The sequence below is a fragment of the Nitrospira japonica genome (assembly GCF_900169565.1).
Taxonomy (GTDB): domain Bacteria; phylum Nitrospirota; class Nitrospiria; order Nitrospirales; family Nitrospiraceae; genus Nitrospira_C; species Nitrospira_C japonica_A.
The window spans coordinates 2,414,757-2,440,754 of the sequence record NZ_LT828648.1 but is presented as its reverse complement, the minus strand read 5'-3'; the positions used below and the strand labels follow the sequence as shown (position 1 = coordinate 2,440,754).

29 protein-coding genes and 1 pseudogene are annotated in these 25,998 nt (G+C 58.3%); 15 read left to right on the top strand and 15 right to left on the bottom strand.

The features are described from left to right. The first annotated feature begins 24 nt into the window (after window positions 1-24). Both NSJP_RS11780 and NSJP_RS11775 read left to right on the top strand, forming a co-directional pair. Window positions 25-333, top strand: a complete 309-nt coding sequence (locus tag NSJP_RS11780) for an antibiotic biosynthesis monooxygenase (protein WP_080887080.1) — start codon at window positions 25-27, stop codon at window positions 331-333. Window positions 334-632: 299 nt separating this feature from the next. Continuing rightward, window positions 633-1,187 (top strand): cytochrome P460 family protein, encoded by a 555-nt coding sequence (locus NSJP_RS11775; protein WP_080887079.1) that lies wholly within the window; start codon window positions 633-635, stop codon window positions 1,185-1,187. A gap of 33 nt (window positions 1,188-1,220) precedes the next feature. On the opposite strand, the gene NSJP_RS11770 is transcribed toward NSJP_RS11775, so the two are convergent. Continuing rightward, on the bottom strand, window positions 1,221-2,972 hold the full coding sequence (locus NSJP_RS11770) for a thaumatin family protein (protein ID WP_080887078.1): 1,752 nt from the start codon (window positions 2,970-2,972) through the stop codon (window positions 1,221-1,223). Window positions 2,973-3,181: 209 nt separating this feature from the next. Here NSJP_RS11770 and NSJP_RS11765 point away from each other — a divergent pair, with 209 nt between their 5' ends. Next, the gene (locus NSJP_RS11765; protein WP_155970131.1) at window positions 3,182-3,904 is read left to right on the top strand and encodes a hypothetical protein; all 723 of its coding nucleotides are present in this window, start codon (window positions 3,182-3,184) and stop codon (window positions 3,902-3,904) included. A 176-nt stretch (window positions 3,905-4,080) separates the two neighbouring features. Beyond that, entirely contained in the window at window positions 4,081-5,187 is a 1,107-nt protein-coding gene (locus NSJP_RS11760; protein ID WP_080888580.1) for a Rieske 2Fe-2S domain-containing protein, read from the top strand. Between the two features lie 126 nt (window positions 5,188-5,313). Here NSJP_RS11760 and NSJP_RS11755 read toward each other — a convergent pair whose 3' ends face one another. Beyond that, window positions 5,314-6,324: a cysteine synthase A gene (locus tag NSJP_RS11755; protein ID WP_080887076.1), complete on the bottom strand. Its 1,011-nt coding sequence runs from the start codon at window positions 6,322-6,324 to the stop codon at window positions 5,314-5,316. A gap of 135 nt (window positions 6,325-6,459) precedes the next feature. Here NSJP_RS11755 and NSJP_RS11750 point away from each other — a divergent pair, with 135 nt between their 5' ends. The 3 genes from NSJP_RS11750 to zwf all read left to right on the top strand — a co-directional run bounded on the left by NSJP_RS11750 (window position 6,460) and on the right by zwf (window position 9,605). Beyond that, a complete protein-coding gene (locus tag NSJP_RS11750) occupies window positions 6,460-6,969 on the top strand; it encodes a DUF2938 family protein (protein WP_080887075.1) in 510 nt (169 codons plus the stop codon). Between the two features lie 199 nt (window positions 6,970-7,168). Next, window positions 7,169-8,185, top strand: a complete 1,017-nt coding sequence (gene gnd, locus NSJP_RS11745) for a phosphogluconate dehydrogenase (NAD(+)-dependent, decarboxylating) (RefSeq protein ID WP_080887074.1) — start codon at window positions 7,169-7,171, stop codon at window positions 8,183-8,185. A 25-nt stretch (window positions 8,186-8,210) separates the two neighbouring features. Beyond that, window positions 8,211-9,605, top strand: a complete 1,395-nt coding sequence (zwf, locus tag NSJP_RS11740; protein WP_080888579.1) for a glucose-6-phosphate dehydrogenase — start codon at window positions 8,211-8,213, stop codon at window positions 9,603-9,605. Between the two features lie 8 nt (window positions 9,606-9,613). On the opposite strand, the gene NSJP_RS11735 is transcribed toward zwf, so the two are convergent. From NSJP_RS11735 to NSJP_RS11715, 5 genes are all read right to left on the bottom strand, one after another. Further along, the gene (locus NSJP_RS11735; RefSeq protein ID WP_080887073.1) at window positions 9,614-10,195 is read right to left on the bottom strand and encodes a hypothetical protein; all 582 of its coding nucleotides are present in this window, start codon (window positions 10,193-10,195) and stop codon (window positions 9,614-9,616) included. 100 nt (window positions 10,196-10,295) lie between these two features. Beyond that, the gene (locus tag NSJP_RS11730) at window positions 10,296-10,724 is read right to left on the bottom strand and encodes a hypothetical protein (RefSeq protein ID WP_080887072.1); all 429 of its coding nucleotides are present in this window, start codon (window positions 10,722-10,724) and stop codon (window positions 10,296-10,298) included. A 36-nt stretch (window positions 10,725-10,760) separates the two neighbouring features. Further along, complete coding sequence (locus NSJP_RS11725) at window positions 10,761-11,237, bottom strand: glutathione peroxidase (protein WP_080887071.1); 477 nt, start codon at window positions 11,235-11,237, stop codon at window positions 10,761-10,763. Window positions 11,238-11,279: 42 nt separating this feature from the next. Then, window positions 11,280-11,630, bottom strand: a complete 351-nt coding sequence (locus NSJP_RS11720; protein ID WP_172834297.1) for a cupin domain-containing protein — start codon at window positions 11,628-11,630, stop codon at window positions 11,280-11,282. An 87-nt stretch (window positions 11,631-11,717) separates the two neighbouring features. Beyond that, a complete protein-coding gene (locus NSJP_RS11715) occupies window positions 11,718-12,164 on the bottom strand; it encodes an SRPBCC family protein (protein WP_080887069.1) in 447 nt (148 codons plus the stop codon). Window positions 12,165-12,438: 274 nt separating this feature from the next. On the opposite strand from NSJP_RS11715, the gene NSJP_RS11710 reads away from it, so the two are divergent. Then, entirely contained in the window at window positions 12,439-14,130 is a 1,692-nt protein-coding gene (locus tag NSJP_RS11710; RefSeq protein WP_080887068.1) for a glycoside hydrolase family 13 protein, read from the top strand. A gap of 19 nt (window positions 14,131-14,149) precedes the next feature. On the opposite strand, the gene NSJP_RS11705 is transcribed toward NSJP_RS11710, so the two are convergent. Then, window positions 14,150-14,893 (bottom strand): HAD family hydrolase, encoded by a 744-nt coding sequence (locus NSJP_RS11705; RefSeq protein ID WP_080887067.1) that lies wholly within the window; start codon window positions 14,891-14,893, stop codon window positions 14,150-14,152. Continuing rightward, window positions 14,894-15,904, bottom strand: a complete 1,011-nt coding sequence (locus tag NSJP_RS11700; protein ID WP_080887066.1) for a phosphotransferase family protein — start codon at window positions 15,902-15,904, stop codon at window positions 14,894-14,896. It lies immediately after the preceding gene. A gap of 131 nt (window positions 15,905-16,035) precedes the next feature. On the opposite strand from NSJP_RS11700, the gene NSJP_RS11695 reads away from it, so the two are divergent. After that, complete coding sequence (locus NSJP_RS11695; protein WP_155970129.1) at window positions 16,036-16,773, top strand: hypothetical protein; 738 nt, start codon at window positions 16,036-16,038, stop codon at window positions 16,771-16,773. A 308-nt stretch (window positions 16,774-17,081) separates the two neighbouring features. On the opposite strand, the gene NSJP_RS11690 is transcribed toward NSJP_RS11695, so the two are convergent. The 3 genes from NSJP_RS11690 to NSJP_RS11680 form a co-directional block, all read right to left on the bottom strand. Next, window positions 17,082-17,726 carry a dihydrofolate reductase family protein gene (locus NSJP_RS11690; protein ID WP_080887064.1) on the bottom strand — a complete coding sequence of 215 codons (645 nt, stop codon included), beginning with the start codon at window positions 17,724-17,726 and terminating at the stop codon, window positions 17,082-17,084. A 129-nt stretch (window positions 17,727-17,855) separates the two neighbouring features. Continuing rightward, window positions 17,856-18,197, bottom strand: coding sequence for a hypothetical protein (locus NSJP_RS19525; protein ID WP_197685410.1), 342 nt, complete (start codon window positions 18,195-18,197; stop codon window positions 17,856-17,858). A 36-nt stretch (window positions 18,198-18,233) separates the two neighbouring features. Beyond that, the gene (locus NSJP_RS11680; protein ID WP_080887063.1) at window positions 18,234-18,563 is read right to left on the bottom strand and encodes a hypothetical protein; all 330 of its coding nucleotides are present in this window, start codon (window positions 18,561-18,563) and stop codon (window positions 18,234-18,236) included. A 246-nt stretch (window positions 18,564-18,809) separates the two neighbouring features. Here NSJP_RS11680 and NSJP_RS11675 point away from each other — a divergent pair, with 246 nt between their 5' ends. Continuing rightward, entirely contained in the window at window positions 18,810-19,280 is a 471-nt protein-coding gene (locus tag NSJP_RS11675; RefSeq protein ID WP_080887062.1) for a hypothetical protein, read from the top strand. A gap of 132 nt (window positions 19,281-19,412) precedes the next feature. Here NSJP_RS11675 and NSJP_RS11670 read toward each other — a convergent pair whose 3' ends face one another. The 3 genes and pseudogenes from NSJP_RS11670 to NSJP_RS11660 form a co-directional block, all read right to left on the bottom strand. Next, entirely contained in the window at window positions 19,413-20,075 is a 663-nt protein-coding gene (locus NSJP_RS11670) for a hypothetical protein (protein WP_080887061.1), read from the bottom strand. A gap of 100 nt (window positions 20,076-20,175) precedes the next feature. Then, window positions 20,176-20,280: pseudogene (locus NSJP_RS11665) on the bottom strand (nucleoside deaminase); the annotation flags it as partial. Between the two features lie 87 nt (window positions 20,281-20,367). After that, entirely contained in the window at window positions 20,368-21,567 is a 1,200-nt protein-coding gene (locus NSJP_RS11660; protein ID WP_172834296.1) for an alpha/beta hydrolase family protein, read from the bottom strand. Window positions 21,568-21,971: 404 nt separating this feature from the next. Between NSJP_RS11660 and NSJP_RS11655 the strand changes: the two genes are divergently transcribed. The 5 genes from NSJP_RS11655 (at window position 21,972) to NSJP_RS11635 (ending at window position 25,983) form a co-directional block, all read left to right on the top strand. After that, window positions 21,972-23,417, top strand: a complete 1,446-nt coding sequence (locus NSJP_RS11655) for a sensor histidine kinase (RefSeq protein ID WP_080887059.1) — start codon at window positions 21,972-21,974, stop codon at window positions 23,415-23,417. Further along, window positions 23,398-24,066: a response regulator gene (locus NSJP_RS11650; RefSeq protein ID WP_231989371.1), complete on the top strand. Its 669-nt coding sequence runs from the start codon at window positions 23,398-23,400 to the stop codon at window positions 24,064-24,066. The genes NSJP_RS11655 and NSJP_RS11650 overlap by 20 nt, the downstream gene beginning before the upstream one ends. A gap of 94 nt (window positions 24,067-24,160) precedes the next feature. Further along, window positions 24,161-24,688: a DsrE family protein gene (locus tag NSJP_RS11645; protein WP_080887057.1), complete on the top strand. Its 528-nt coding sequence runs from the start codon at window positions 24,161-24,163 to the stop codon at window positions 24,686-24,688. A gap of 17 nt (window positions 24,689-24,705) precedes the next feature. After that, window positions 24,706-25,200 (top strand): TlpA family protein disulfide reductase, encoded by a 495-nt coding sequence (locus NSJP_RS11640; RefSeq protein WP_080887056.1) that lies wholly within the window; start codon window positions 24,706-24,708, stop codon window positions 25,198-25,200. A 27-nt stretch (window positions 25,201-25,227) separates the two neighbouring features. Further along, entirely contained in the window at window positions 25,228-25,983 is a 756-nt protein-coding gene (locus NSJP_RS11635; RefSeq protein ID WP_080887055.1) for a cytochrome c biogenesis CcdA family protein, read from the top strand. Window positions 25,984-25,998: the final 15 nt, after the last annotated feature.

The window sequence follows — 25,998 nt, the reverse complement described above, 5'->3', positions numbered from 1 at the left end:
TGTCATGAACAGCCGGGAGTGCTCATGCCACACGTATTGATCATTCATGAGGTTGACGCCTATACGGCCTGGAAGACGGTTTTTGACCGGGCAGCCGATATCAGAACACTGGCCGGAGAAATCAGCTATCAACTCCTTCGATACGACACCGACGCCAATACCGTCGTCCATTTCTCCAAATGGACCTCGCTGGACGATGCCCGCCGTTTTTTCGAATCTCCGGAATTGGTGGAAATCAGGAGAAAGGCCGGCGTCAAAGCCCCGACCTTTCTCTACTTGCGCGAGATCGAGCGGGGCGTGCTCTCCCCGGAACGAGGATCAGGGACGCCCTGATCCCTCCCTCGCCCACCTTCGGCGCCGACCGGCTTACTCCTCGTCGACTTCGCGTTCGTTGAGCTGCTGGACAGGTCTGGCATTGTGGCCGACGAGCGAGACGAACCGCTGGACATGGGACAAGGAAGGCCGGCATGATGCTCAATCGGGCTCGTACCGTGCTTCGCCGCCATATCGACGCGTCGAGCGCTCAAACCCTTTGCCTATTCCAATCAGGAACGGACCGGCGGCATAATCGCCCACGAGCCGGTACAATCTCCCCGGGGTTTTACGATGGAGAGCAGAATGGAGGAGGCATCATGAGCAAAGTGATCAATGCGTGGCGTCGATATCGCAGCTCACTCGTCACGGGAATTCTGCTGGCGTCGGCGTTCGCGGTCGCGATGCCAGCCGGCGCATCGGCTGAAGACGTCGCCGTGTCGGAAGAGACATTCGGCTGTATTCTCGATTGGCCGAAGGTCAGAAATACGCGCTTCAAACATGCCGATCCCGAAAAGTTGAAGGAGGCGATGCGAATCTTCCGGGACAGTGTGCCGGACAAGGACTACCCGGTCGGGACCATCCTCCAGCTGGTTCCTTTCGAGGCCATGGTGAAGCATTCCCGCGAGAAATTCCCCAACACGAACGGGTGGGAGTTTTTCTTCCTGGAGGTGTCCAAGAAAGGCACGACCATCAAGGATCGCGGCGACAACGTCGTCAATCGGTCACAGGGAGTCACCTGCTTGAGCTGTCACCAGCCGGCGGTGAAATACGACTTCGTCTGTGAAAAGGGGCACGGCTGCGCCCCGATCCCCTTCGACGATCAGAAGCTCGCGGAGATCCAACGATCGGATCTCCGCTGCACGAAACACTAGCGCGCCCCCGCCAACGGTTCGCCGGCCCCGCGATCATTTGCGGGTGGCCGGCGTATCCTGCTTCCAGCGGCAGATGACCCCGTTGTCTCCCGACCCGCCCCCCACGTTACAGGCCCAGGGAGTCTGCGCCGTCGAATTGGGAAAGGCGACGCCGAATACCGCCCCGCCCTGATTGACCGGAAAGTCGCAAGGCTTGCTGTCGCTGTTCGGTCCTCCGTATTGGCTCGCATAGCCATAGATCGTCGGCAGTGCGCTGCACATGGGAATCTGGCCGGCCGGTGTAATCGGCACCGTCGTACCTCCCGGAGCGAAGATGATTCGATAGGCGGTCGCGTCACCTCCATATACCTGCGGATCGTTCGGCCAGCTGTAGGCCTTGGGAAGCACCGCGTGCAAGGTATCGTCGCCGATACACTTGTTTGGATCCGGGGTGACATCGGTGCATTGGCCGAAGGGAGGTTGGGTCGAATAGAACGTGACCTGCTTCACCGGATCGATATAGCCGTACGGGTAGGTACAGACGTTCGCATCGCACGTCGCATTCTTGATGAAGGCCCGGCCTTGGCAGGTATGATCGAGGGGCGATGACGGATCTTTCAGGTCCCAACAGGCGCCGCCAACCGGACAATCGCTGTTCTGCGTGCATTTTCCCCTCGCCGGCCCGTACTGGCTCGGATCGCCCAAACAAAACGCCTTCCATAGATAACATTGCGAATTGTGATCCGAATCGTCGCAGTTCTCCGGCGGAGGTGCAGGGTACGCATACTTGGCACAGTTCGAGAAGCAGGCCACCGTGCTGTCTCCTCCCAGAGGTTGGCCGTCGTTGTCGACGATGACGTAGGCGCGCGTTCCCGACGTCAGGTCCGATCGCTTCAGCCGGAAGCTGTCGAGACACTGCCCTGCGGCCCGCAAATCCTGGCCATACTGACTCAGCGGATATTGTTCCGCCAGCCATTGAATGTCGTGGCCTCCTAATGCGTCGAACGGATCATGCGGACTGCTGTTGAGCGGCTGAATGTCGATGGTGAGGTTGACGCCGTCGACCGCGCTGATGTCCGGCGAGTCCTTGAAGTAATGGAGAAGGGGTTTGTCCGGAGGCAACGGAGCGACCACCGGCTCATAGAACGTCCATTCGGCGATCGTCGTGCCCACGGACGCGCCTTGCCTGGCCGCGCTGCAGTCATACTGTCCGCCGCAGCCGCCCGTTTCGCATTGGGCCCGGCCGGACGCAATATCGTAGCGGCAGCCGGTCCGCGCCCAAAACCGTGGTCCGATCGCGTCACAACTCGACGCGCCCGGGGCGCACTTGGTGTCTTCCCACTGCGGCGGGATATCGATGGTCAGAACGTTGGCGGTGCTTCCCGGCGTCGCCGGTGCCATGACCCATGTGCCTTCTCTCGGAAATACCGACGTTGGCTCGGCCGGTCCAGGCTGCTTAGCCGCATTGGCGGCGCCGAGTACGGTTTGATCGGAGCAATTGACCAACTGGACGACACGGTGTGCCGGCGGGGTCGGCGTAGGAACCGGCAGGTTGGCGAGGCAACTGTCGGCGGGGCCGGACGAACGTCCCGCACTGCCGAGAACCTTGCCGCGCCGATCTCCCGCCGTCGCATGACCTTTGGCACGCTGATCGGCTGCGGCCACCGAACCGGTAGAGCCGGTGCCGGGGTTCTTCGTGCTGCTGCATCCAAGCCACGCCGTGAGCACCGCAAGAAGACAGAGGCTGGTGAAAAGCCCTCGTGACCGCACCATCGTTCCTTTGTGCGACGATAGTTTATGGATCATGCCTTCCCTCCTCGTTCAAGGACTATTCGCTATGGCAGCTAATTCAGGACGGATACAGGGTATGGATTAGGTCCGAACACGTAAGTAGGCAGGATATCTACCAGACAAGCCGAAGTGGTTCAAGAAGTGGTTCACCAAAACTGCTGTTTATTTTGACCCCGATCCCATTGCGGCCTATCCTCGTACACAGCATGAACCGGAGGTGAAATATGAGGGCTGTCGTCATAGCATGGCTCGCAATGATATTGGCCGGATGTGCAGCCAGCAAGGGTTTCGACCGTGGGACGCTGCGGGACTCCTTGGGTCAGGTGACGACGGACAAGGATATTCAGGAGGTTTTGGCTCTCAAACCCCAGTTACCGGCACCGTTCAAGCTGGGGGTCTTCCTCAATAGCAACCGTTCAAACTACAAGACACGAGTTTGGACCGACGAAGAGAAGAATGATCTGTTGACCTATGGCAATCGGCTCAAGGAAGCAGGTGTGGTTTCCGTCATTTACCTGATCTCGGAGGACACCATTCCAGGCCATTACGGCTCCGGGTATGTCTCGACGTCCAACCGGGATGCCCTCAAAGACCTTCGGCTGGAAGCCGCCCGATACGGGGCGGATGCCCTGCTCGTGATCACGGATGTGTCGTCCGTCGATCGCTACAACAATCCCGCCGCCTTGCTCTATTTGACCATCGTCGGAGCCTATCTCGTGCCGGGTACGCAGAGCGATGCCCTCGTGATGATGCGGTCATCGCTGTGGGACGTCCGCAACGGCTATCTCTATGCCACGCAGGACGCGGAAGGCATAGGGAAGAGAATCGGACCGGCGTTCGTCACGGAAGATACCGATTCCGTATACGCAGCCAAGAAAATGGCAATCGCCGATCTCGGCAGGAAGCTCACGGATCGCCTCATCCAGCTCAATGCGCAGATGCCTTGAGCCTGCGGCGATAGGCTGAGATCCAAGAACCCGACCCAAACACTAGCCTGTCCCTTTCCCTCCGATAACGACCCGCGCCGCCGGTCCCTCTCCTTCACGGCGAGAAGATTTCGATGCTATGATGCGGCCCAGGCCGATGGACGATTCGAGAGTTGTGCGCAGTGAAGGGTTTCGTGATGGCTGAGAACCGCTGGGTCGATGTCGGAACGGTCGAAGAGCTGAAGAAAACACCGTTGCAGGAAGTGATGTGCGGCACGACGCCGATCGCGCTTTCTTACAAGGACGGCGTCTTTTCGGCGATCTCCGGAGTCTGCAATCACGTCGGCGGCCCCCTCGGCGAAGGCACACTGGAGGGCGACTACGTCGTGTGCCCCTGGCACTATTGGAAGTTTCATCGCCAAACCGGCCGCGGAGAAGCGGGGTACGAACAGGATCAGGTTCCGACCTATGCGACCAGGGTCGACAACGGCCGGCTCTTCATCGATCGTTCCTCCGCCACGAAGCGGCACAAACAGCTGCATGCCCCCCATCCGTTGGCTCGCCCGATCGTCCGCCAGGATGGTCCGATTCGCGTGGTCGGCATCTCGACGACGACCATGACGCAGGACCATCCGCGCTTCAGCACCTCCGATGCGCTGCTGGACGTGGCCTTGGAGTATGCACGAACCACGCTCGGCTTGGAGGCCCAATGCATCAAGCTCCGCGAGTTGAACTTTCGCCCCTGCGAAGGCTTCTATTCGAAGTCGGCCCTGGCCTGCACCTGGCCCTGTTCGATTACGCAGATGGACCCGAACGATCAGCTCGATCGCGTCTATGAGGCGATCGTGCATTGGGCGGACGTCATTCTGATTTCCACTCCCATTCGTTGGGGGAATGCCAGCAGTCTCTACTACAAGATGGTCGAACGGATGAACTGCATCCAAAATCAGGAAACCATCGCGAACAAGCACTTGCTCAAGAACAAGGTTGCGGCCTTCATCATCATGGGCGGGCAAGACAACGTCCAGGGCGTGGCCGGACAGCTGATGACCTTCTTCTCGGAAGTCGGCTGCCAGTTTCCACAATTTCCGTTCATCGCTCACTCGCGAGGCTGGAGCGCTGAGGACATGGAGAGAAATGTCAGCGAGGTCCGGCACAGTCAGGAATTACGCGAGGGGGCGCAGGAGCTCGTGACGCGAGCCGCGGACATGGCTCGACTCATGGTGGAAGGCCAGGTACCGGCACGCCCGCTCGCCCGTGGAGGTCGCAAGGCCCATCAACTGGATAGCGAGCCGACGGGATAACGGGCGCAATCCTGCCAGGCGTCCCATCGTCGCGCACACGAAATGTGCGTGATGCCACCCGGATCTGCAACAGAGCACGTTACGAAGATTCCGGGCGCACGCTCTCGATATCTTTATGTGCCCCGATCAGGGCTTGGAAAGAAGGGTCTCGAGCGGCATATCAGTTTTCAGTCCGTTGGCAGTGAGCCATTCCGGATTGAAGATCCTGGACTGATACTTCGCGCCCGAGTCGCAGAGGATCGTGACGATGGTCTGACCCGGTCCACGTTCGAGCGCCAGCCGCAGGGCGCCGGCCACGTTGATGCCGGAGGACAAGCCGAGGAAGAGGCCCTCCTCGCGCAGCAATTGATAGAGGATGGTCAGCGCGTCCTGGTCGGGAATGCGCCAGGCCCCGTCCACGGCGATGCCTTCGAGGTTCTTCGTGACACGGCCTTGCCCGATGCCCTCGGCGAATGAATCGCCGTCGTTCGTCTCCGTATTGCCGTTGGTGAACCAGGACCACATGGCCGCACCGTAGGGATCGGCGCATCCGACGAAGACTTTCGGATTGCGCTCTTTGAGATACAGCGTGGTTCCGCCCAATGTGCCGCCGGTGCCGACGGCGGATACGAAGGCGCTCACCTTCCCGTCCGTCTGCTCCCAGATTTCCGGCCCGGTGGTGCGATAGTGGATGAGGCGGTTGGCCGTATTGTCGAATTGGTTGGCCCAGAACCAACCCTTCTCCTCCGCCATGCGCCTGGCAACGTGGTTATAGTTGCCCGGGTTGGAATAGGGCTTCTCCGGTACGGGAAGCACCTCCGCGCCCAACGCGCGTAAGAGGTGGATTTTTTCAGGAGACTGGGTCTCGGGAATGACGATGACCGACTGGTAGCCCTTGGCATGGCCGATGACCGTGAGGCCGATGCCGGTATTGCCTGCCGTCCCCTCAACGATCGTGCCGCCAGGCTGCAATACCCCTCTCGCTTCGGCGTCCTCGATAATGCCCAGCGCGGCGCGGTCCTTCACCGATCCGCCGGGATTCATGAATTCCGCCTTGCCGAGAATTTCACAGCCGGTCAGTTCGGAAAGACGCCGCAGGCGAATGAGCGGGGTCTTACCGACGTGGCGGTCCAGTCCAAAATGACGCGGCGCGTTCATCGAGCGGATTTTACACTGAACAGGATATGAAAAATCAAAGGGAATCTCAGGCTGACGGCTCTCCGGATATTTAGTTGTGACGAACGGTGAGATGCCCGTATATTCTCTCTGCAGCGAGGCAGAGGAGATCCCGGGATGACCATCGACACCCTGCACATCGTCGGGGCAGTGTTCGTGGGAATCGGTGCGGCCCTGACCATGGATCTCTGGAACCTGTTTTTGCAGCGCGCCTTTCATATTTCCTCGCTCAATTTCTGTCTTGTCGGACGTTGGCTGAGCGCGATGCCGACCGGCACCTTCACACATCCAAACATTGCCTCGGCGGCGAAGAGACCGGCCGAATGTGCAATCGGCTGGGCCGGGCATTTCTTGATCAGCATCGCCTTTGCACTGATGCTCATCGTTCCCACGTCGGGGCGTTGGCTCGATCATCCCTCTCTCGCACCCGCCCTGCTGCTTGGTGTCGGGACGGTGCTCATTCCATATTGTGTCGTGCAGCCGGCCTTGGGGCTGGGTATCGCCTCGGCCAACACATCAAATCCGACGCAAGCTAGGCTGAAAAGCTTGATGACTCATACGGCCTTTGGCATCGGACTTTACCTTTCTGCAGTCTTATGGAATGTCTTCAGACACGCGGCGGCCTAGCCATCGCAGAGAGGCACGCAGGTCGCGAGCCGGACGATGTCAGGAGCGGCATCTCCTGCCGTACCGTTCCGGAGGATTGCGTGGGAAAAACCGCTGAGTTCAACGCTGTACCGGATGGATATAATCAAGATATCTTAGGGCGTTCCGTTACAACCTGCATGATTCACTCAATACGTCCCATGACAACAAAGGAGTCGCTATGCAACTCGGCATGATCGGCCTTGGGAGAATGGGCGCAAATATGGTCCGACGACTTCTGCGGGGCGGACACCAGTGCGTGGTGTTCGACAGGTCCCCGAAGACCGTGGAGGAATTAGCCCGCGACAAGGCCGTCGGCGCATCCAGCCTTGCCGACCTGGTGAAGAAGCTGCACAAACCTCGGGCCATTTGGTTGATGGTTCCGGCCGCAGCCGTGGACCAGACGATCGCCGACCTGTTACCCCATCTTGAAGCGGAAGACATACTCATCGACGGAGGAAACTCCTATTACATCGACGACATTCGGCGCGCGAAAGAACTCGCCCCGAAACGTATCGCCTACGTCGACGTGGGGACGAGCGGCGGGGTATGGGGGCTGGAACGCGGCTACTGCATGATGATCGGCGGCCCCAAGGAGGTCGTTCAACGCCTGGACCCGATCTTCTCGGCCTTGGCGCCCGGCGCGGGAGAGGTCCCGCGTACGCCGGGGCGCGAGACCTTGGGCGGGACGGCCGAACAGGGCTACCTGCACTGCGGGCCCGCCGGAGGCGGCCATTTCGTCAAGATGGTTCACAACGGGATCGAGTACGGCCTGATGGCCGCCTACGCCGAGGGCATGGGCATCTTGCGCAATGCCAACATCGGCAAGCAGCAACATCACATCGATGCGGAGACCACGCCGTTGCGCGACCCTGAGCACTACCAATACGATTTCAATTTGACGGATATCGCCGAGGTCTGGCGCCGCGGAAGCGTGATCGCGTCGTGGCTGCTGGACCTCACGGCGGCGAGCCTGATCAAAGATCAACACCTCTCCCAATTCAGCGGCCGGGTATCGGACTCAGGCGAAGGCCGATGGACGGTCAAGGCGGCCATCGACGAGGCGGTGCCCATCCCGGTGCTCTCCGCCGCACTGTACCAACGGTTCTCCTCCCGTGGCGAGGCGGACTACGAAGATCGGCTCCTCTCGGCCATGCGATTCGGTTTCGGGGGACACGTGGAAGTCCCCGCCAAGTAACGCGCAAGGGATTGGAGACTTGATGATGAGCGATTCTCACTCCGATGCTCTCGTCTTCTTTGGAGCCACGGGCGATCTCGCCTACAAGAAAATCTTCCCCTCCCTGCAATCAATGGTGAAGCGCGGGCGTCTCGACGTGCCGGTCATCGGCGTCGCCAAAGCCGGCTGGACGCTGGAGCAGTTTCGGGAACGGGCCCGTGAGAGTCTCGAGCGGCACGGCGGCATCGACCCGGCGGCCTTCGCCAAGCTGACCGCCTTGCTGCGTTACGTGGACGGCGACTATCGAGATCCTGCCACCTTTCAGGCGATCCGCGATGCGCTCAAGGGAGCCGTACGGCCGACTCATTACTTGGCCATTCCGCCTGTATTGTTCGAAACAGTCATCGAGCAATTGGCGAAGTCGGGCTCGGATCATGCCGGACGCGTCATCGTCGAAAAACCGTTCGGGACGGACCTCAAGTCCGCACAGCTGCTCAACGGGATCCTCTTGAAGAGCTTTGATGAACCCGCGATCTTCCGTATCGATCATTACCTCGGCAAGCGTCCCGTACACAACCTGATCTTCTTCCGCTTCTCCAACGCGTTTTTGGAGCCGTTCTGGAATCGCGAGCACGTGGAGAGCGTACAGATCACCATGGCCGAGAGCTTCGGCATACAAGGCCGAGGGGCGTTCTACGACGGAACGGGCACCATGCGAGACGTGGTGCAAAATCACCTGTTCCAAGTCCTGGCGTACTTGACGATGGAACCTCCGGTGAGAATCGACAGCGAGTCGGTCAGGGACGAAAAAGTCAAAATTCTCAGGGCAATTCCGACGCTGGAGCCGATCGACATTGTGCGCGGGCAATTTCGCGGCTACCGGAACGAGGCGGGTGTGGCCCCGGACTCGCAGATGGAAACGTTCGTCGCGCTGCGGCTGAACGTCAATTCATGGCGCTGGCAAGGCGTTCCATTCTACATTCGTGCGGGGAAGTGTCTGCCGGTGACGTGCACCGAGATCGTCGTCCGCCTTCGACGCCCTCCGACTCTGTTTCCCACCAGTACGTCCGAGCCCAACTACTTCCGTTTCAGAATCAGCCCGGAGGTGACCATCGCGTTCGGTACGACCGTCATGGACGAAGCCGAGAAAATGATCGGGCAAACCGTGGAAATGGTGGCGAGCCACTGGCCCGGAACCGATGACATGGACGCCTACGCCAGGGTTCTCGCGGACGCGATGGCCGGCGACCCCACCCTCTTCGCCCGTGAAGACTATGTGGAAGAAGCCTGGCGCGTCGTGGATCGTGCCTTGAAGGCGCGTACACCGGTCTACGAATATGAGCCGAACACGTGGGGGCCGCGCGAAGTCGACCACTTCATCGCGCCCGCCGGAGGCTGGCAGAACCCTATCGTGGGGAGGACTGACGTGGAGAGGAGATGAACCCGACGTTATTCCTTCGGCTTCTGTACCGGTGCTTCCCGTTTCTGTTCTTCCTTCTCGAGCCGCTCAAAAGCCCGATCCGCATTTTTGCGGACATAGTCCCGCATCTGACCGTTCAGTTCCTTTGACTGCACGATCATGTCTTTCACATCCTCGAGTTCCATTTTGACGACGACGTAGTAAATCCCTTTCTTCTCGTCCTTATACCGGTCGACGGGCCGCACTCCATTGAGGGTCGCGGCGGCAAACGTCTTCGTCGCTTCTTCGACATGCTGCTCCTCGGCCGTCCGTTTGAAATCGGACCCCACGGTCGACGCCGCATAGTCCCGCATCAGATACGCGGTGTACGTGGACAGAATCTTCACCATCTGGGCCCGTGCCCGATTCTCGGCGACATCCCAGGCGAGAGGTTCGTTCCGGATCCCCATGACCTCTCCCGTGCTGTAAAACGCCTTGGCGTCCGAGCCGGTGTAGACTCCGGTCTTGACCCACTTGGGTGTGCTCTCGCAGGCCGTCAACGTCAGGACTGCGACCATGCTCCCGAGAGCCATCATGGCACCGGGCATCCGCGTGGATTGTGCTTCTCGCATCTCCCGCCTCCAGCCTGGATCGGTCGTCTGTCTGCGAGACAGTATAACACTCAGCATGATCGGCCGGTTGACGTGACCCCTATACGGGACCGCAGGACGATCATCCTCTGCCATGAGCCTTGTTCCGTCGCCAAAACAAGAGGATCGCCGCGATCGCCGCGATCGCCGCGCCGGGAATCAGCACAAACAGGCCGATGGTCAGACTGTAGAATGGCGCGGCCATCAAACCGGAGTTACGCGAGTCGTGATAATCGACCCCGCTGGCAGCGAGAAATGAGGCAACCACCACGCCGAAGAGCGATGCGACGATGAGACGCAATAGCCACCGCCCACTCCAGCCTCCCGGCAGATAGCCGGTCAGAAACGTGAGCGGAACGCCGACAAGCGGGATCGCAATCCAGAGCGATTCGAGAAACTCGTTACCGGCCGGTGTGGAGGGGTTGTTTGAAACCGCAGCAAGATACGCGAACAAACAGATCACAACCCACAGCCCCTCGGGGCCGAGGAGCCATGAGCAGAGCCACGACATCGCTCACCTCAGCGGACCAACGTCTCTCCGTCAGTCCTATAGCTTCGCCGCCACGTCCGCCTCGATCGCCTCAGGCTTGTCGCTCGGGGCATAGCGCTTCAGTATCGTGCCGTCCGACCCGACAAGGAACTTGGTGAAGTTCCACTTGATCGCCTCGGTGCCCAGAATCCCCGGCTTTTCCGACTTGAGATACTGGTAGAGCGGATGGGCATTCGCGCCGTTCACGTCGATCTTGGCGAACATTGGAAACGTCACGCCGTAATTTCTGGAGCAGAACTGCCCGATTTCAGCCTCGCCGCCCGGCTCCTGGTGCCCGAACTGGTTACAAGGGAAACCGAGCACCACGAATCCCCTGTCCTTGAATTTTTCGTAGAGCACCTGCAGCCCCGCATACTGCGGCGTGAAGCCGCACTCGCTCGCGACGTTGACGATGAGCAATGTCCTGCCGCGGTAGGCGGCCATCTTCTGCGGCTTGCCGTCGATGGTGACGAGGTCGATGTCGTAGAGGTTCATAGCGCTCCGAGGTTACGCCCATCCATCTTTTCTTTTCGCCTGCTATTGCCGCGGATCATCGTTGTTGGACACAATCGTCCCGGCATAATCCCCCATGCTCAGGACGGACACTTCGCCATGAGGGACCGGAGAATGCCATGTGTTTTCTGGAACGACCGCCACATCGCCGGATTTGACGACAATCGTCCGGGGACCGGACGGATCGAGAATGACGACGCTCAATTCCCCGGAGATGCCGATCAGCACTTCTTCCCCTTTGGGATGAATCTCCCATTTCGGATGTTGAGAAAATCGTGAGACGCATACGTTCGCCTCGCCGATTCTCGCCAGCACCTTTCCCCGCTTATTGAGTTCCGATTGCCCGGCGATATTTTTGAGCGTGGTGACATCCATGACCATCCTCCCGTTGTCCTCGCCGACAAACCCTCCTCCCGAGTCCATTTATACATAAAAGCAAGATGAGCACAATTGTTCAATCCCTCAGTCCGGGATCTCCGCTTCGACGAGTTTTCCCAGAAGAATTAGCGATTCCTGCCAGCCGAGATAACAGGCTTCGACTGGAATCACCTCCGGCACACCCTCTTGCGCGATGTTCACGTCCGTACCACAGGAGACGTTCTTCAACGTGACCGTCACGCGCATTTCGCCAGGTAGATTCGGATCGTCGAACTGGTCGGTATAGCGAATCCGTTCGTGCGGCACGAGTTCGAGATACTTGCCGCCAAACGAGTGACTCTTGCCCGTGGTGAAGTTGGTAAAGGACATCTTGAAGGTGCCGCCGACTTTCGCGTCCATATGATGCACCTTTGCCGTGAATCCATTTGGCGGCAGCCATTTGGTCATGGCATCCGCGTCGAGGAATGCCTTATAGATCCGTTCCGGTGTGGATCGAAATACACGATGGAGCCGAATGGTATTGGAACCCATAAATGACTTCTCCCTTTTGATAGGTTTAGGCTGAGCACACATAACACGAGGTATGACCCCTTACCTTGTAGTCGAAGGGGAGTCGACAAATCGACATCGATTGCCTCCGTCCTCTTCCGGAGCATGCATGACGACCTCGCGATCGGCATGACCAGTTTCTGCAATTGGGGGCAGAGTCGCGCGGAAGCCCGTTGACTAGGCGGCAGATGACACGCGAATGAAGAGATTTCGGCCGCCGCTTGTCCAAATGGTAGGACCTGAGGTAGGGTCGAGCATGACCCGGATTCATCCAGATCCTCACTGGTGGGAATCTGCCATCGTCTATCAGATATATCCCTGGTCATTTCAAGATTCCAACGGGGATGGAGCCGGCGATCTCCCTGGTATCATCAGCCGACTCGATTACCTCAATGGGACCTCCGATTCGCTTGGTGTCGACGCCATCTGGCTTTCGCCGATCTATCCTTCTCCCATGGATGACTTCGGCTATGACGTCATGGACTATTGCGCCATCGATCCGCGCTTCGGGACTCTGGCGGACTTTGACCGTCTCATCTCCGAAGCCCATCGCCGCGGCATTCGAATCGTGATGGACCTCGTCCTGAATCATACGTCGGACCAACATCCCTGGTTCGTCGAATCGCGATCATCCCGCACGTCCCCGAAACGTGACTGGTATTATTGGGCCGCTGGGAAGACAGGACACCGTCCTCCGAACAATTGGGCCGCGCGTTTCGGAGGCTCAGCCTGGACCAGGGATCCGCACACGGGCCAGTATTATCTGCATTCGTTTCTGTCTCAGCAACCGGACCTGAATTGGACCAATCCCGCGGTGCGCGATGCCATCTTCGATGTGGTTCGCTTTTGGCTCGACCGCGGTGTCGACGGTTTTCGGCTCGACGCGATCAACTGGCTCGGGAAAGACACCAATTGGCCAGACAACCCCCGTCGATTGGCTTGGCGCAGCTACTATCGCCAAGTGCACCTATACGACCGCGACCAGCCCCAAACTCATGCGGCCCTCCGAGCGCTGCGGGCCGCTCTCAAAGATCGCACCGACATCCTTCTAGTCGGCGAGGCATCATCGGACACTCCCGGCGGACCGGCGGCATTCTATGGGACCGGCTCGGATGAATTGCATGAGGTGTTCGACTTTCGCCTGCTCCGCTCGTCTTGGGACCTGAATGCGTTTCGTCGGCTGATCTACGAGAGCGACCGGGCCGTGCCGCACGGCGGCTGGCCTCCGGTCGTCTTCAGCAATCATGACCAATCCCGCCATATCGACCGCTACGGCAAGAATGGCGATCCCGTCCGGCGTGCCAGGGCTGCGGCGCTCCTTCTGTTTACGCTTCGCGGAACTCCCTTTCTCTACTATGGGGAAGAATTGGGACTACGAGACGGAACGCTTCGGCGGTCGGATCTGCGCGATCCCTACACGATCCGTTATTGGCCATGGAAGGCCGGACGGGACCCGGCGAGAACTCCAATGCCTTGGGATGATAGTCCCCAGGCCGGCTTCACGACCGACAAGCCCTGGCTCCCTCTGTCTCCGGATTGGCCGCAAACGAACGTCGCGTGGGAGCAGAAACACCGAGGCTCAATGCTGTCGCTCTACAAACAGCTCATCCGGTTGAAGCGAACGTCTCGTGCGTTGACCTCTGGAATCTATCAACCAGTCGAGGTCGAGGGACGTGAATGTCTCGCCTATCAACGGGTGTTCCAATCTGAGGGACAAACGGAAGCGATGCTGATCGCATTGAATTTTAGTGCAAGAGAACAGACCTTCTCATTGCTGGAAACAGTGTCGATCCCGACGAGAACCGGAACACTCATCCTCTCCACCCATCCACGACGAGGCGAAGAAACTTGGACCGCCGATCGCTTTCGGCTTGGACCGGACGAAGGGATTATCGTGCGGTTAGAATCGCACGCCCACGCGTCATCGCTCGACAACGATCCGCGATAGCAAACACACTGTTCCTGAATCACTGGTCCTCGAAGAATCGGACGGCGTTCAGTAACTCTGGGAAGGCATAGATAATGTAGTCCGGATTGACGCCTTCCTTTTCCTGCGTTCCTTGGTTGGACCTGAAAAAGACGGTTTTGATCCCGACTCTCTGCGCCCCATACACGTCGCGGTACATGTCGTTGCCCACGTACAGAACCTCTGATGGCTGCATGTCCATGGCCGCCAAGGCTTGGGTGAACAGACGTTCATGAGGTTTACGACACCCCAAGGCTCCCGAGATAATGATCGGGTCGAAATATCTGAATAAGCCCACGGCGTTCAACTCCGGAATGGCATAGGCGGTTTGCGCATCGGACACCACCGCCAGCCGATATTTCGCCTGCAGCTGTGCCATCGTGTCGTCCACGCCGGGATACACTTGCAACCGGAAGCGTGAGGCGGCACGGTACGTTTCAGCCAGCAACGTCGGCAGCTGCTCGAGCTTCACCGCCGACAGACCACGCGTGAAGTCGGTCGCATATCGCGTCATGATCTCACGGAAGATGCCGACCGCGTCGAATTCCGGGTGACGCTCGCGGGACACCGTCCGTTGTTCCTTCATGATCTGGAAATAGACATCTTTAAGACCGTTCGGATCCAGGGAAATCCCCTGATACGACAAGAGATTACTCAAAATCCGATAGATCTCTTCGTACCCTTCGTCCGTACGGATGTCCACCAGCGTCCCGTTGACGTCGAAAATAATCCCCTTGATGAGCATCTAGAAGCCCCTCAAACATGCTTTTGCTTCATTGATCAGCCGTCGTCGGTATTCCGGTTCGACCCAACTATTTCGTGCGATGCGGAGCAGCGTCATCCCCATGTAGAACGGAGTTCGTCCGGTAATGGAACGAAAGGCGCTGTGGCGATCCGGAAAATGGCAGGCATACTCCCAAAGAAAGTGCCCGATGGAGGATTCGGCGGCATGCGGATTGCCACTGGCACGCAGAAAAAAATGCTTAAGTTCGCCGGCGATACGCCCGACGTCGAAGACGCGATCGGCACGCTTGGCCCGTTCGAGATCGAACGCGACGACTTGCAGGTTATGGCCGAACATAAAGTTCTCCGGCGTCGCGTCCCCGTGGACGAGCACCTGCTGGTCTTCCCACATCCTCGGCTGATTGCGCCATTGATCTCGTAGCCAATACAACTCCCGAGCCTCGTCCCATCCGATCGCCGAGATTTCCAGGAGTCGGCCGATCAAATGGTCCATATAGTGGCAATCATAATGAAATTCAACTCCTACGCCGACCGCCGTCCGATTGTGCAACGCCGATAGAAAATAGGCCAGGGCGGTCAATTTGTGAGAAAGCCTGCCATGATCGCCATGCCGAATGCTTTCCCGGATCACGTCACTCAGGATTTCTCCTTCGCAGTACTCGGTCACGAGAAGGGCGTTCATCGCGTAGTGGCGTCCCAGCGGCCTCACGACATGGTGGGGATAGCCCGTCAACCCATAATCCCGCACCGTGCAGAGATTGTCGAACTCGCGCGTGAGGTGCGACGCGGCCTTGGCGGCATTATTCTTTCGTGAAGAGAGGAAGAATTTGCCGATGAATTTTGTGGCAGTCTCGCGGTCTTCGTACAAATACACATCGTTGGAGCCGTTCAGCCGGAAGACTCGATAGGTCGAACCGCCTGGAACGCCGGTCATCTGCGGCTGAATGTCATACCGAAGATAGGCATGCAGCGGATCCTGCTCTGGTAGACGCCCAAGATAGGTTCTATGCATTACGTCACGCACCGGGGGTTTCTCAACATTGGCTGGACATTTCCCGATGCTCTTGTTTCACTTTTGCCATGTGCCACGAGGCCAGCACACGACGCCGGAGTTTCGCCCTCCTTCGATGGATCCTTTCCCTCGTGCTGCTCGCCTGGCTCCACGAGCCGGCACTCGGCGCGGTGCAGCTCCATGTGATCGAAACCGATCCTCCGTCGCCCTCCAGCCTTGGACATTGGGAAGAATTTCACGTACATCTCGGCTACGAGACGGATCAAGCCATCCATATTTACGTTGAGGCCTTCCATGGCCATTCTCGTGTTTCATCGTTTACCAGCGCGTCGCCGCTCTACCCTGCCGGCAGAGGAGAGGCGGATGTCTGGGTCGCCCATGACAAACCTGCGCAAGTCGATAGGATCGTCGCCAGGGCTGACGCACGGAACACACGACAGGCCCAGATAGACATCCCCGTCCAGTTGACGTGGACCGGAATACGACAGACACCCCCACGCCAACCGGCTGCGTGGATCGAGCGGTTGCGCGCCGAGAATGCGAGTCGACTGAATGCCGAATTGGAGGCTCACAGAAATCGTCCGGAACCATGGTGGGAGAATGTGCTCTTCTTTCTGATGATGTGGGCTGGACCAGTCTATGTGATCATGCAGATCCGGTTGCTCCGACGGTATCGCGATGGCTGGCGGTATGCGGCCCTGGTGCCCGTCATACCGATGGTCGGCGTCCTGATTTATACGGTCTACGCCTTCCAAGCCGGGAGTAACATCTTTCCACTCGTGCTGATCCTAACCAGCCCCTTTGCCCTTGTATACCTGCTCGGACTGATGACCGTTCACCGCGTTGCCCTCCGGACATCCTCCACGTAACTCGACCATGCAGCCGCATGTTTCCACGTCCGGAACGAAGCGCTGACCGAGGCGAATGCAGCGGCACACAGCCTGCCGAATCATCCCGCACCTTGCTTCAACACCCTATGAAGGTCGGATCCGTTTTCCATAGGCAGGAAGGATCAACGGAATCATACATGGACGATGGCAGATCGGGACTAGGGTAATCCCTAAATGAAGTGGCATCCGCCAGCCTCGAGATTCAAAAACTCGCAAATCAAGAGAGGTTTCTGAATCCGAGGCGCAACCGCGAATGGCGCGACTCTCGAAGAACACAAGAAGGCGGTCTACTTCTTTTCCATGACCACATGCGTGGCCTTCTCACCGGCGGCGGTTTTGATTGATGTGAACCCGAGAGCATGGAGATTGAGGCCGGCAAAGAGGTGCTCCCCCTCGCCCAAGAAAGTCGGTGAAAGAGCCAGATGGATCTGATCAATTAGGCCGGCAGTCAGATACTGGCGAATCGTAGCTGCACCACCCCCAATCCGAACGTCTTGTCCCTTGGCCACGTCCTTCGCCTTTTGTAATGCCGACTCGATGCCATCGGTGACAAAGTAAAAGGTCGTTCCGCCTTCCGTCCTCAGCGGCGCACGAGCATGATGCGTGAGGACGAACACGGGGGTATGATACGGCGGATTGTCACCCCACCATCCCTTCCAGGACTCATCTTTCCAGGGACCGCGCACCGGCCCGAACATATTGCGGCCCAAAATCCAGGCTCCGATATTGTCCATCGATTGCGCAGCAAAGTCATTGTCGATGCCATGCGTGCCTTCGCCTTCACCTTGCATTTTCTTAAAGACGTCCGTGTCGAGGATCCAGGAATGCAGCTCCAATCCACGAACGCCTAGCGGATTCTTCAGAGCCTGTCCTGGTCCCGCACCAAATCCATCGAGCGATACGGAAAACGCCGCAACCTTCACCTTGCCCATGCAACCTCCTTCTTATTCACAACACAATGTACCCGAACGTCCTCAGGGCGCGAGACGAAAATGAGATCAAAGTTCTCAGCCACGCCGTTGAATAAGAATTCCGGGTTGGAGCATGTCTCTGGAAGGCAGTTACGCGGCCGGATCTACCCGAATGAATAGCTGATCCCAGTTCTTATGCTTGCCGGATGGCACAGGTCGGCCGCCTGGAAACGAGTCATCAAGAACTTGCAATTGACGAATCTCACCCACGTTCATGTGCTTCCAACCCATCTTTCCAGTCTTGCTTCCACCTTTCGTTTGATAGAATAGAACCGTTACGTGGTCTTTCAGCACTCCATAATCATGAGGTTCTCCTGTGCGGTCGTACCCTTGATAGTGGAAGCGAATGAGCCGCTTGTATTTGATCGCAAAACACAGTTGCTCATGCACCGACGGAATTGATTGTGACGTAACTTCCACAATGACGTGCACCGCACAGATGACTCTAAGAAATTAGCCTGTCACACACTACTTCGTGCGCACTTTGACGATGACGGTCGTCACGTCATCCACCTTGACCGTCGCGTCGAAGAATTCCATGCCGCTCAACTCGGTCAAGTGCACCGCATGGGATCCCACCCTCGCAACTTTGCCTTCGATGTCCTGCCCTGATTTTAGCTTCACTTTGACTCGCTTCCCCACCTGCTGATCGAGCACCTGCTTGATCACGTCGGGGCTGTTCAGATCGAGCTGCGGTTCTTCGGCTGTCGCCAACGGTAGCGTTCCCATCGGTCCTCCGAAGGCGAGCATCAGACATACGACGACCGCCACGCACAGACCCAGCTTCGTTTGATTCATTCCCTTCCTCCTTATCGTTAGGCTGCAGACAGATCGCGAATGGAACCCGAGCATAGCGTGGGCTCATCAGAATGTCATCTCGACCACACACCGCATGGAAACGGTTCTCACACGCTTTATCTCAGACATAGTTGTCATCCCGCTCCGCTTCAGGTAAGTTGAGCCCGTGTTCGACGTTGATGCATCCCGCCGCTTCACTCTCGAAGCATATACATTCGTCCTGTGCCAATGAAGCCACTGCTCCTTATGACCGCGGCAGGCCTGATTGCGATTTTCACCGCAATGCAGGGTGAACCCTCACACGCGGCAGCGGCTGAGAAGAAGCCATCCGAGCCAAATGCCTGTTCATTGCTGAGCATTGAAGAACTCGGCCGGTTGCTCGGCAGCCCGATCAGACGGCCGCGCCCCGATACCGCTGAAAAGGGAACGGCCTGCCGATTCTCGGTCGGAGGGACCGATACCCTGAACATTTCGCTCTGGCCCACGACCCCGAAAAGTTTCGACGAGTTCAAGAAGACGCTCTCCGATGGCGGTGCGCGACTGGAAAACGTTGCGGGAGTCGGCGATGCCGGCTATTACTGGGACACCCGAATCTATGTTCGGACCGGCGACAATGGCGTCACGGTATGGTTTGGTGTATCGGTAGACGGCGTCAATCAGAAGCGACGCCAGCAGGTCTTCTCCGTCGCGCAAGCGGCAGTGAACCGCCTTCGCTGACATCTCCGCAACTGCCGATTTCGCTGATCTTCCTTTAGCCCCTCAGCACATCGACAGCCTCACCCTCCATTGATGCCGGCAGCGGCCCCTTCTTCTGCTGCGCAATCGCGCAAGGGACGACCATAGCCTGCGTTACAGCTGCACCTCGATGAAGAAGCGTCCCCCGTTATCCTTGATCCAGGTTGCATGCGAGTCGGGCGTTCGAGCCAGGACCGTGGCGGTGAACCACGCGCGTTTCCGATCAGGACTGACGGCGAAGACGAGAGTGCCCGGGCGCTCCGGAGGGGTACCGGCGACCGGGCCTGTCGCATCGGATACACATTGGATCACATACGAAAGCGTTTGACCTTCCTGAACAAACAGGGACGGTTGGGTGAGTTCCGTGGCAGCATCGCATGTAAACTTTCCCTGCTCACGGGCAAGCCGAGTCGCCGTATGTGCCAAATACCTAAGTTGCCTGGACGTGCCGAATGATGCCCCTTGCCCAGGGGGCCCGTGAATCCCATTTTGCATGACGGGAAGGATCAACGCATAGACGAAGACAGCCATCAAGACCAGCACCCACTTCCAACCGCCATCCGCCCGGCACATCCGATAACACCCGAACAGTCCGACGACCCCACCGCCGAAAAACAGGAGTGGATTGATAGGCTGAAGATTCTGTCCACGGACAGAGTACAGCGTTGGGTCAGGAGGCGGATTGGGAAACAGCAGGGATCTCAGCCCCGCCCAGATAAGGAAAAGCGGAACGAGGCCGAGCGTCAAAGAGACGATTCGCCGCAGCAGCAGCAGCATAGGATGATGTCATCCTATCGCGTTTAGAAATGAAGGCGAGGGAAAAGGAGGATGTCGCCTACGACGAACGGTGGAAGCGACGATGAAGAGCATGCACCTGTGCGACGAGCACCGAGCCAAACGGCTCATCACCCGCCTCCAACGCCTCCGTCGCCAGTTCAACGCAGCGGCGCAGGTATCGCATTTCAGAGTTCTTCACCATCATAGATCCCTAATAGGTCCTGGCTTTTCGGATCAACGTTGATAGCTGCCCACCACACTCGTGAGTAGATCGGCCGCCTGTCCTCTTACATCACTTCGCGGGAAGCACGCTGTCGAGCCAATCGAACATGCGCTGATGGAAGAGCGAACGCGCCTTCATCGCGCAATGACCGTCGGCGCCTTCGCTTGCGAGAAAGCGAACCAGCGTCTTCTGACCGGTGACCCCGTCGAAAACTTGCGGGGCCGTCGCTGCCAGGCTGTCGTTCTCCTCCCACGCAAGGAACACCGGACAGCGGATCGATTGAAGAGCTTGCCGATTGTCGAACTCGCGCGCGATCGCGAGATAATCGGCGAGCGACTGGATGCCGTGCACCCAGAATGCCCGCCGCACGACCTTCCAGCGCATCACCGGCGAGGATTCGATGCGGGCTATGTAGGGTGCGAACAGTGCCGGATCGGCCGCGCGCGGATTGGCCAGCGCATCGGGCGGCAACTCCGCAAACATCTTCTTCATTGGCTCCCAGAGTCCGATCAACGCGGGATCCGCGATACAGGCGCCGAGCCGGGGCTCCCCGCCGGCACCGCGCAATGAGAGGTAGCCGCCGAAGCTCCAGCCCGCGAGCGCAAGCCGCGAGGGATCAACATCCGGACGCGTGAGCGCATAGTCGACGACCGGACGAATGACCTGTTCCCAGTCCGGCCGGATAGGCAGACGCTGCTTGATGAGGGCACGACCCTGCCCCGGACCGTCGAACAGGAGGCAGTGATACCCGCGCCGGTTCGCGGCCACGGCGAACGCAAAATACATTTCGTGGATGGTCGAGTCGTAGCCGTTGGTGGCAATCAACGTCGGGGCGCGGCCCTTGGCCCGTGCAGATGGGCAAAAGTAGCCGGGCAGCGTGGTGCCCTCGTAGGGAATCTCCACCGGCTCAAGCGGCGGATCCGCACGAGAAGCGAACTCACGGAAGGTCGCGGATTCGCGTTCGAATGCGTGCATCAGCTCAGGAGACACGGGGGTCCCGAACAGCATGAGATAGGAGGTGCGGTAGTAGTTGGAGGCGCGCAGGTACGCTTCCCTGGCGCTAACGGCATGTCCGTCGGCGGCGCAGGCGTCGCCGATGGCGGCGACCCGATCCGCCGTGGCAGTCCATTCACGATGCCACGCCGCCATGTCGCCTGGCGGTACGCGCTGCATCGTCACCATGCATTCGCCAAAGTCCGCACCGCCGAACTGAGTATGGGATAGCGTACGCATCGCCTGTTCTTCGAAAAACGTATCTCCCGAGAGCATGGGTTTCACCTTTGTGATTGGAACATCTCCGCGCTCGCCAGAGGCTATCCTCTTTTCCAATGAGTTCCGTCTTCCGCCTCGGGCCGACATCTCTCGACGCCCAATCCCTATAGAGCTTCCTCGGGTATTGGGTCAAGCCTTTAGGTAGTGGAACGGTTGCCACCGGAAGCTCTAAGTTGGTCATTCCCGACTAGGGAATCGCCGGCGGTCGCATGCAACGACGCATCAATACAGTCCCACCTATGGCCCGATTGCCGTCCGCAAAGGGCTCTCACACTTCGAATAGTCAGTCCTGACGACGCGATCTACTGCGCGCGTGCCAATTTCTCAGCGACGAAGATGCGTGAGCAGGACCTTGGTTTATCACCTCGCTGGGCGTATGCTTTCAGCCGGTCCTCAAGCTCATGAACCAACCACTCGTGCTCTATCTTGTCGTAACAGTGTGCGGAGGAGGAGCGCTGCTCGTCAGCACCGCCCTGCACACTCTGTGGCCTGACTGGCGCTGGCAGTATGAACCGCTTCATTCCACAATAGAGGCCGTGGGAGGTCTCGTCGCCATTGGGATGGCGATGGTGCTGCCGCACAGGTACGGCAAATCTACGACTGACAAGTATCGCGCGCTGGCCGCAGGATTTCTCGGCATGGGCATCCTTGAAGAGTTTCATGCGATGGCACGACCAGGCAACGCATTCGTTCTATTCCGGAATATGGCGAGCTTGGCCGGCGGCATTGGCTTTCTTCTCGTCTGGAGGTCGCGAGGCACGGTCGGCGGATCTGAGCGGCGATGGGTCCCCTGGATGATCGCGGCCGGTACAGTGATGATCGGAACGTGGTTCCTGATGTTTCCTCAATCCATCCCTGAGATGGTGCGGAATGGCGAATTTACGCCGACAGCCGTCGCTCCCCAAAGCGTGGCATGTCTGCTGTTTCTGTTAGGAGCCGTACGCTTTCTTTTAGACTACCGGCGCTCGGGCCAGTCAGAAGATGCATTGTTCGCGAGTCTGGCCCTCCTCTTCGGTCTGGCCGAGTTTGTATTCATGTACTCGATTCCCTGGGACAATCGCTGGTGGTTCTGGCATTCTCTACGCCTGATTGCCTGCCTTCTCGCGTTGGGATTCATCGGGAACAGTTATTTTCAGATCACCTCAGACCTACAGACTTCTCTCGCCCAAAATATTCAGGCAAAAGAGACGATCAGCCAGCGCGAGGGACAGCTCCGCCAGATACTGAGTGAACGAGAACGAATGGCTCAAGACCTGCACGACAGCACCATCCAGTCGCTCTTCGCGATCGGACTCAATCTCGAACGCTGCCAACGTCTGGTGTCGACCGCCCATCATGAGGTCGCCGCGCAATTGGGGTCAGCCGCTGAGGGCCTCAAGGGAGTCATTCGGGATCTGCGAGGATACATTCTCGGTCTGGAGTCCCCGATTTCCAATGGACGCGCACTCGAAGCGGCGTTGGCTTCGCTGGTGAACGACGTGAACAACTCATCTCAACTTCATTGTCTGTTAGACGTGAAGCCCGAAGCCGCAGAACGGTTGACTCCTGAGCAGGCCGCGCAGATGCTCTCCATTGCCCGGGAAGCCACGAGCAACATACTTCGGCACGCATCCGCTCACACGATCAATCTCTCGCTCCATCTGCATGATGGCGGCATCCGTCTGATGGTGGAAGACGATGGAGTCGGATTCGATCGCGCGACGGTTCACGGTCATGGCCACGGCCTGAAGAATATGGAGAAACGTGCCAGAATGTTGGGGTGCCGATTTGAAGTCCAGTCTGGCCCGGGCCACGGAACACGAATAGAATGCCTTCTCCATCACAGGCATGATGAAGCCTCAATCTGAGACGAAACCAATCCGGCTCTTGCTCGTGGACGATCATGAAGTCCTTCGTATTGGTTTGCGGACATTGTTCACTGAAGCTGGAGCGTTTCACGTCGTCGGCGAAGCCGGCACCATGGCCGATGCTGTGCGTGAAGCCGCGAAACTGAAGCCGCAGGTCGTCCTGATGGACGTGAGGCTTCCGGATGGGAGCGGAATCGAGGCGTGTCGAACGATTCGCGCCCATCATCGGGATACGAGGGTGCTGTTCTTGACCTCCTTCGCGGACGATGATGCCGTGCTGGCCACCATACTAGCGGGAGCCGATGGTTTCCTCCTGAAGGAAGTGAGCAGCAAGCAGCTCATCCAAGCCGTCATGACGGTGGCGTCAGGACGGTCGATCCTGGATTCGGCCGTCACGCAGCGGGTGCTCGCCAAAGTCCGATCCATGTCCACTCCTGCACCGCAGCATAAACACGACCCCTTGTCACCGCAGGAGGAACGAGTGCTGGCCTTGGTTGCGGAAGGTAAGACCAATAAAGAAATAGCCCTAACCTTGAACTTGAGCGACAAGACCGTCGGACATTACCTCGAAAACATCTTCCAGAAGCTGCAAGTCACCCGTCGCGCGCAAGCGGCGGTTTTTTTCACCCAACAACAGTCGAAGCAGTAGGGGCATCTTCCCCTGGATCATAGGGGAAGAATAGTTCCTCTATTTGCGCAGCCTCCCCTACCGGGTTGATCTCCATGCGCCGTACGATGGGCGCATGAGCTCGATGCCATATCACATCACGTTTGATCACACCAAGGAGGTTCACATGTTGACCATGCCGAGTCGCACACTGACGCCGTTCGCTGTCTTCGCTCTCGCAGTGACGTTGGCGTTGCCGTTGATCCAGAATCGAGCGGCCGCAGCTGAGGGACAGGAACAGGGAAAGGTCAAGGTGCTCTACCATGTCGACGGAAAAGATCCGGAAGTGGCGAAGTACGCCCTTGCCCTCATCAACAAACATATTGATGCGGAAGGAGGACCCGACAAGATCGATGTCGAGCTGGTCGTCCATGGACCGGCCTTGGAGCTGTTCGAGAAAGACAGAATGGATCCGGAAATGACCAAGCGGTTCGATCAGATTATCGAGAAGGGCACGAAAGCGGAGATGTGCCAGGTCTCCATGAAAGCGTTCGGCAGGACCCTTGACAATCTCGCGAAGGGATTCGTCGCCACACAGCATCCGGTGGCGGTCAAGCGCATCGCAGATCTGCAGAAGGAAGGCTATCTCTATATCAAGCCCTGAAGAGGAGGTGCGTGGTCATGAACCAGGCTATCGTCAGTATTGCCATATTCCTCCTCTTGCTCTCCAGTCCGGCGGACCTCCTGGCAGCAGCTGCGATGCCGGCGCCGGCTTTCGAATTGGTCACGTTCTCGGGCGAGAGCTACAACAACCAAACACAGAAAGGCCGGCCGGCCTTATTCGTGTTCTGGGCACCGTGGTGCAAAGTGTGCCAACGTGATCTGCCGCTCCTCAGCGAATTCTATCAGCACGAGAAGCCGACGCAGCTCGGTGTCGTCTCAATTGGATTCGCCGACACCAGATCGAACGTGGAGCGATTTGTCAAAGAGCGATCCGGAATGTTCGTCTATCCGACTGCGTACGACGAAGATCGCTGGGTGGCGCAGGCCTTCAAGGTCAATGCCACTCCAACGTATGTGCTGATGGATGATCAGGGAAGCATCGTACTGGTCCATCGAGGGGGAGGAGTGCTTCAGAACCCTCAGTTCCGCGAGTTTCTCGCAACTTTAAAATAGCCTTTTCCTCTGCTTCCGAACAGACACATGCTCGACTCTCTTCCTCAGACGTCCCTCCTGGCCGCATTCCTCGCAGGCCTTCTCTCATTTGTGTCTCCCTGTGTGTTGCCGCTTGTCCCTTCCTATCTGATGTACATCACCGGTCTTTCGCTGAATCAGCTGACTGATGCCGCCGAACGGCGTCTCGAACGCATGACGATCGTCGTCAATGCCTTGCTGTTCATCGCGGGCTTTTCGCTCGTATTCATCGCGTTCGGCGCTTCAGCCAGTCTGATCGGCCAGCTGCTGACCGATCATCAGCAGTTCATACGCAAAGCGGGCGGGATTCTTATCATTGTCTTCGGGCTCTATACGATGGGACTCGTGAAGCTCAGGTTTCTGATGACTGAGAAGCGCATTCATCTGAGAAGTCGCCCTGCCGGATATGCCGGTTCGCTGCTGATTGGAGCCACCTTTGCCGCCGGTTGGACTCCCTGTGTCGGCCCGGTGCTCGGGGCCATGCTCATGTACGCAAGCACGACCGACACCCTAGCCGATGGGGTCACCCTGCTTGCCTTTTATTCGATTGGTTTGGGCCTGCCGCTCTTCACAGCAGCCATGGGGATGGAGCGATTCCTCTCATCTTTCAAGCGCGTCCATAGATATATTGGAGTCATGTCCAGCATCAGCGGTGTGTTCCTCGTGGTCTTCGGTCTCGCAATCTACAGCGACTCTCTCACGCTCATGACATCGTTTCTCGAACGCTACGGCATCGGATCCTATTTGGGGACGGACGGCGGCTAATGCCAGATCGACATT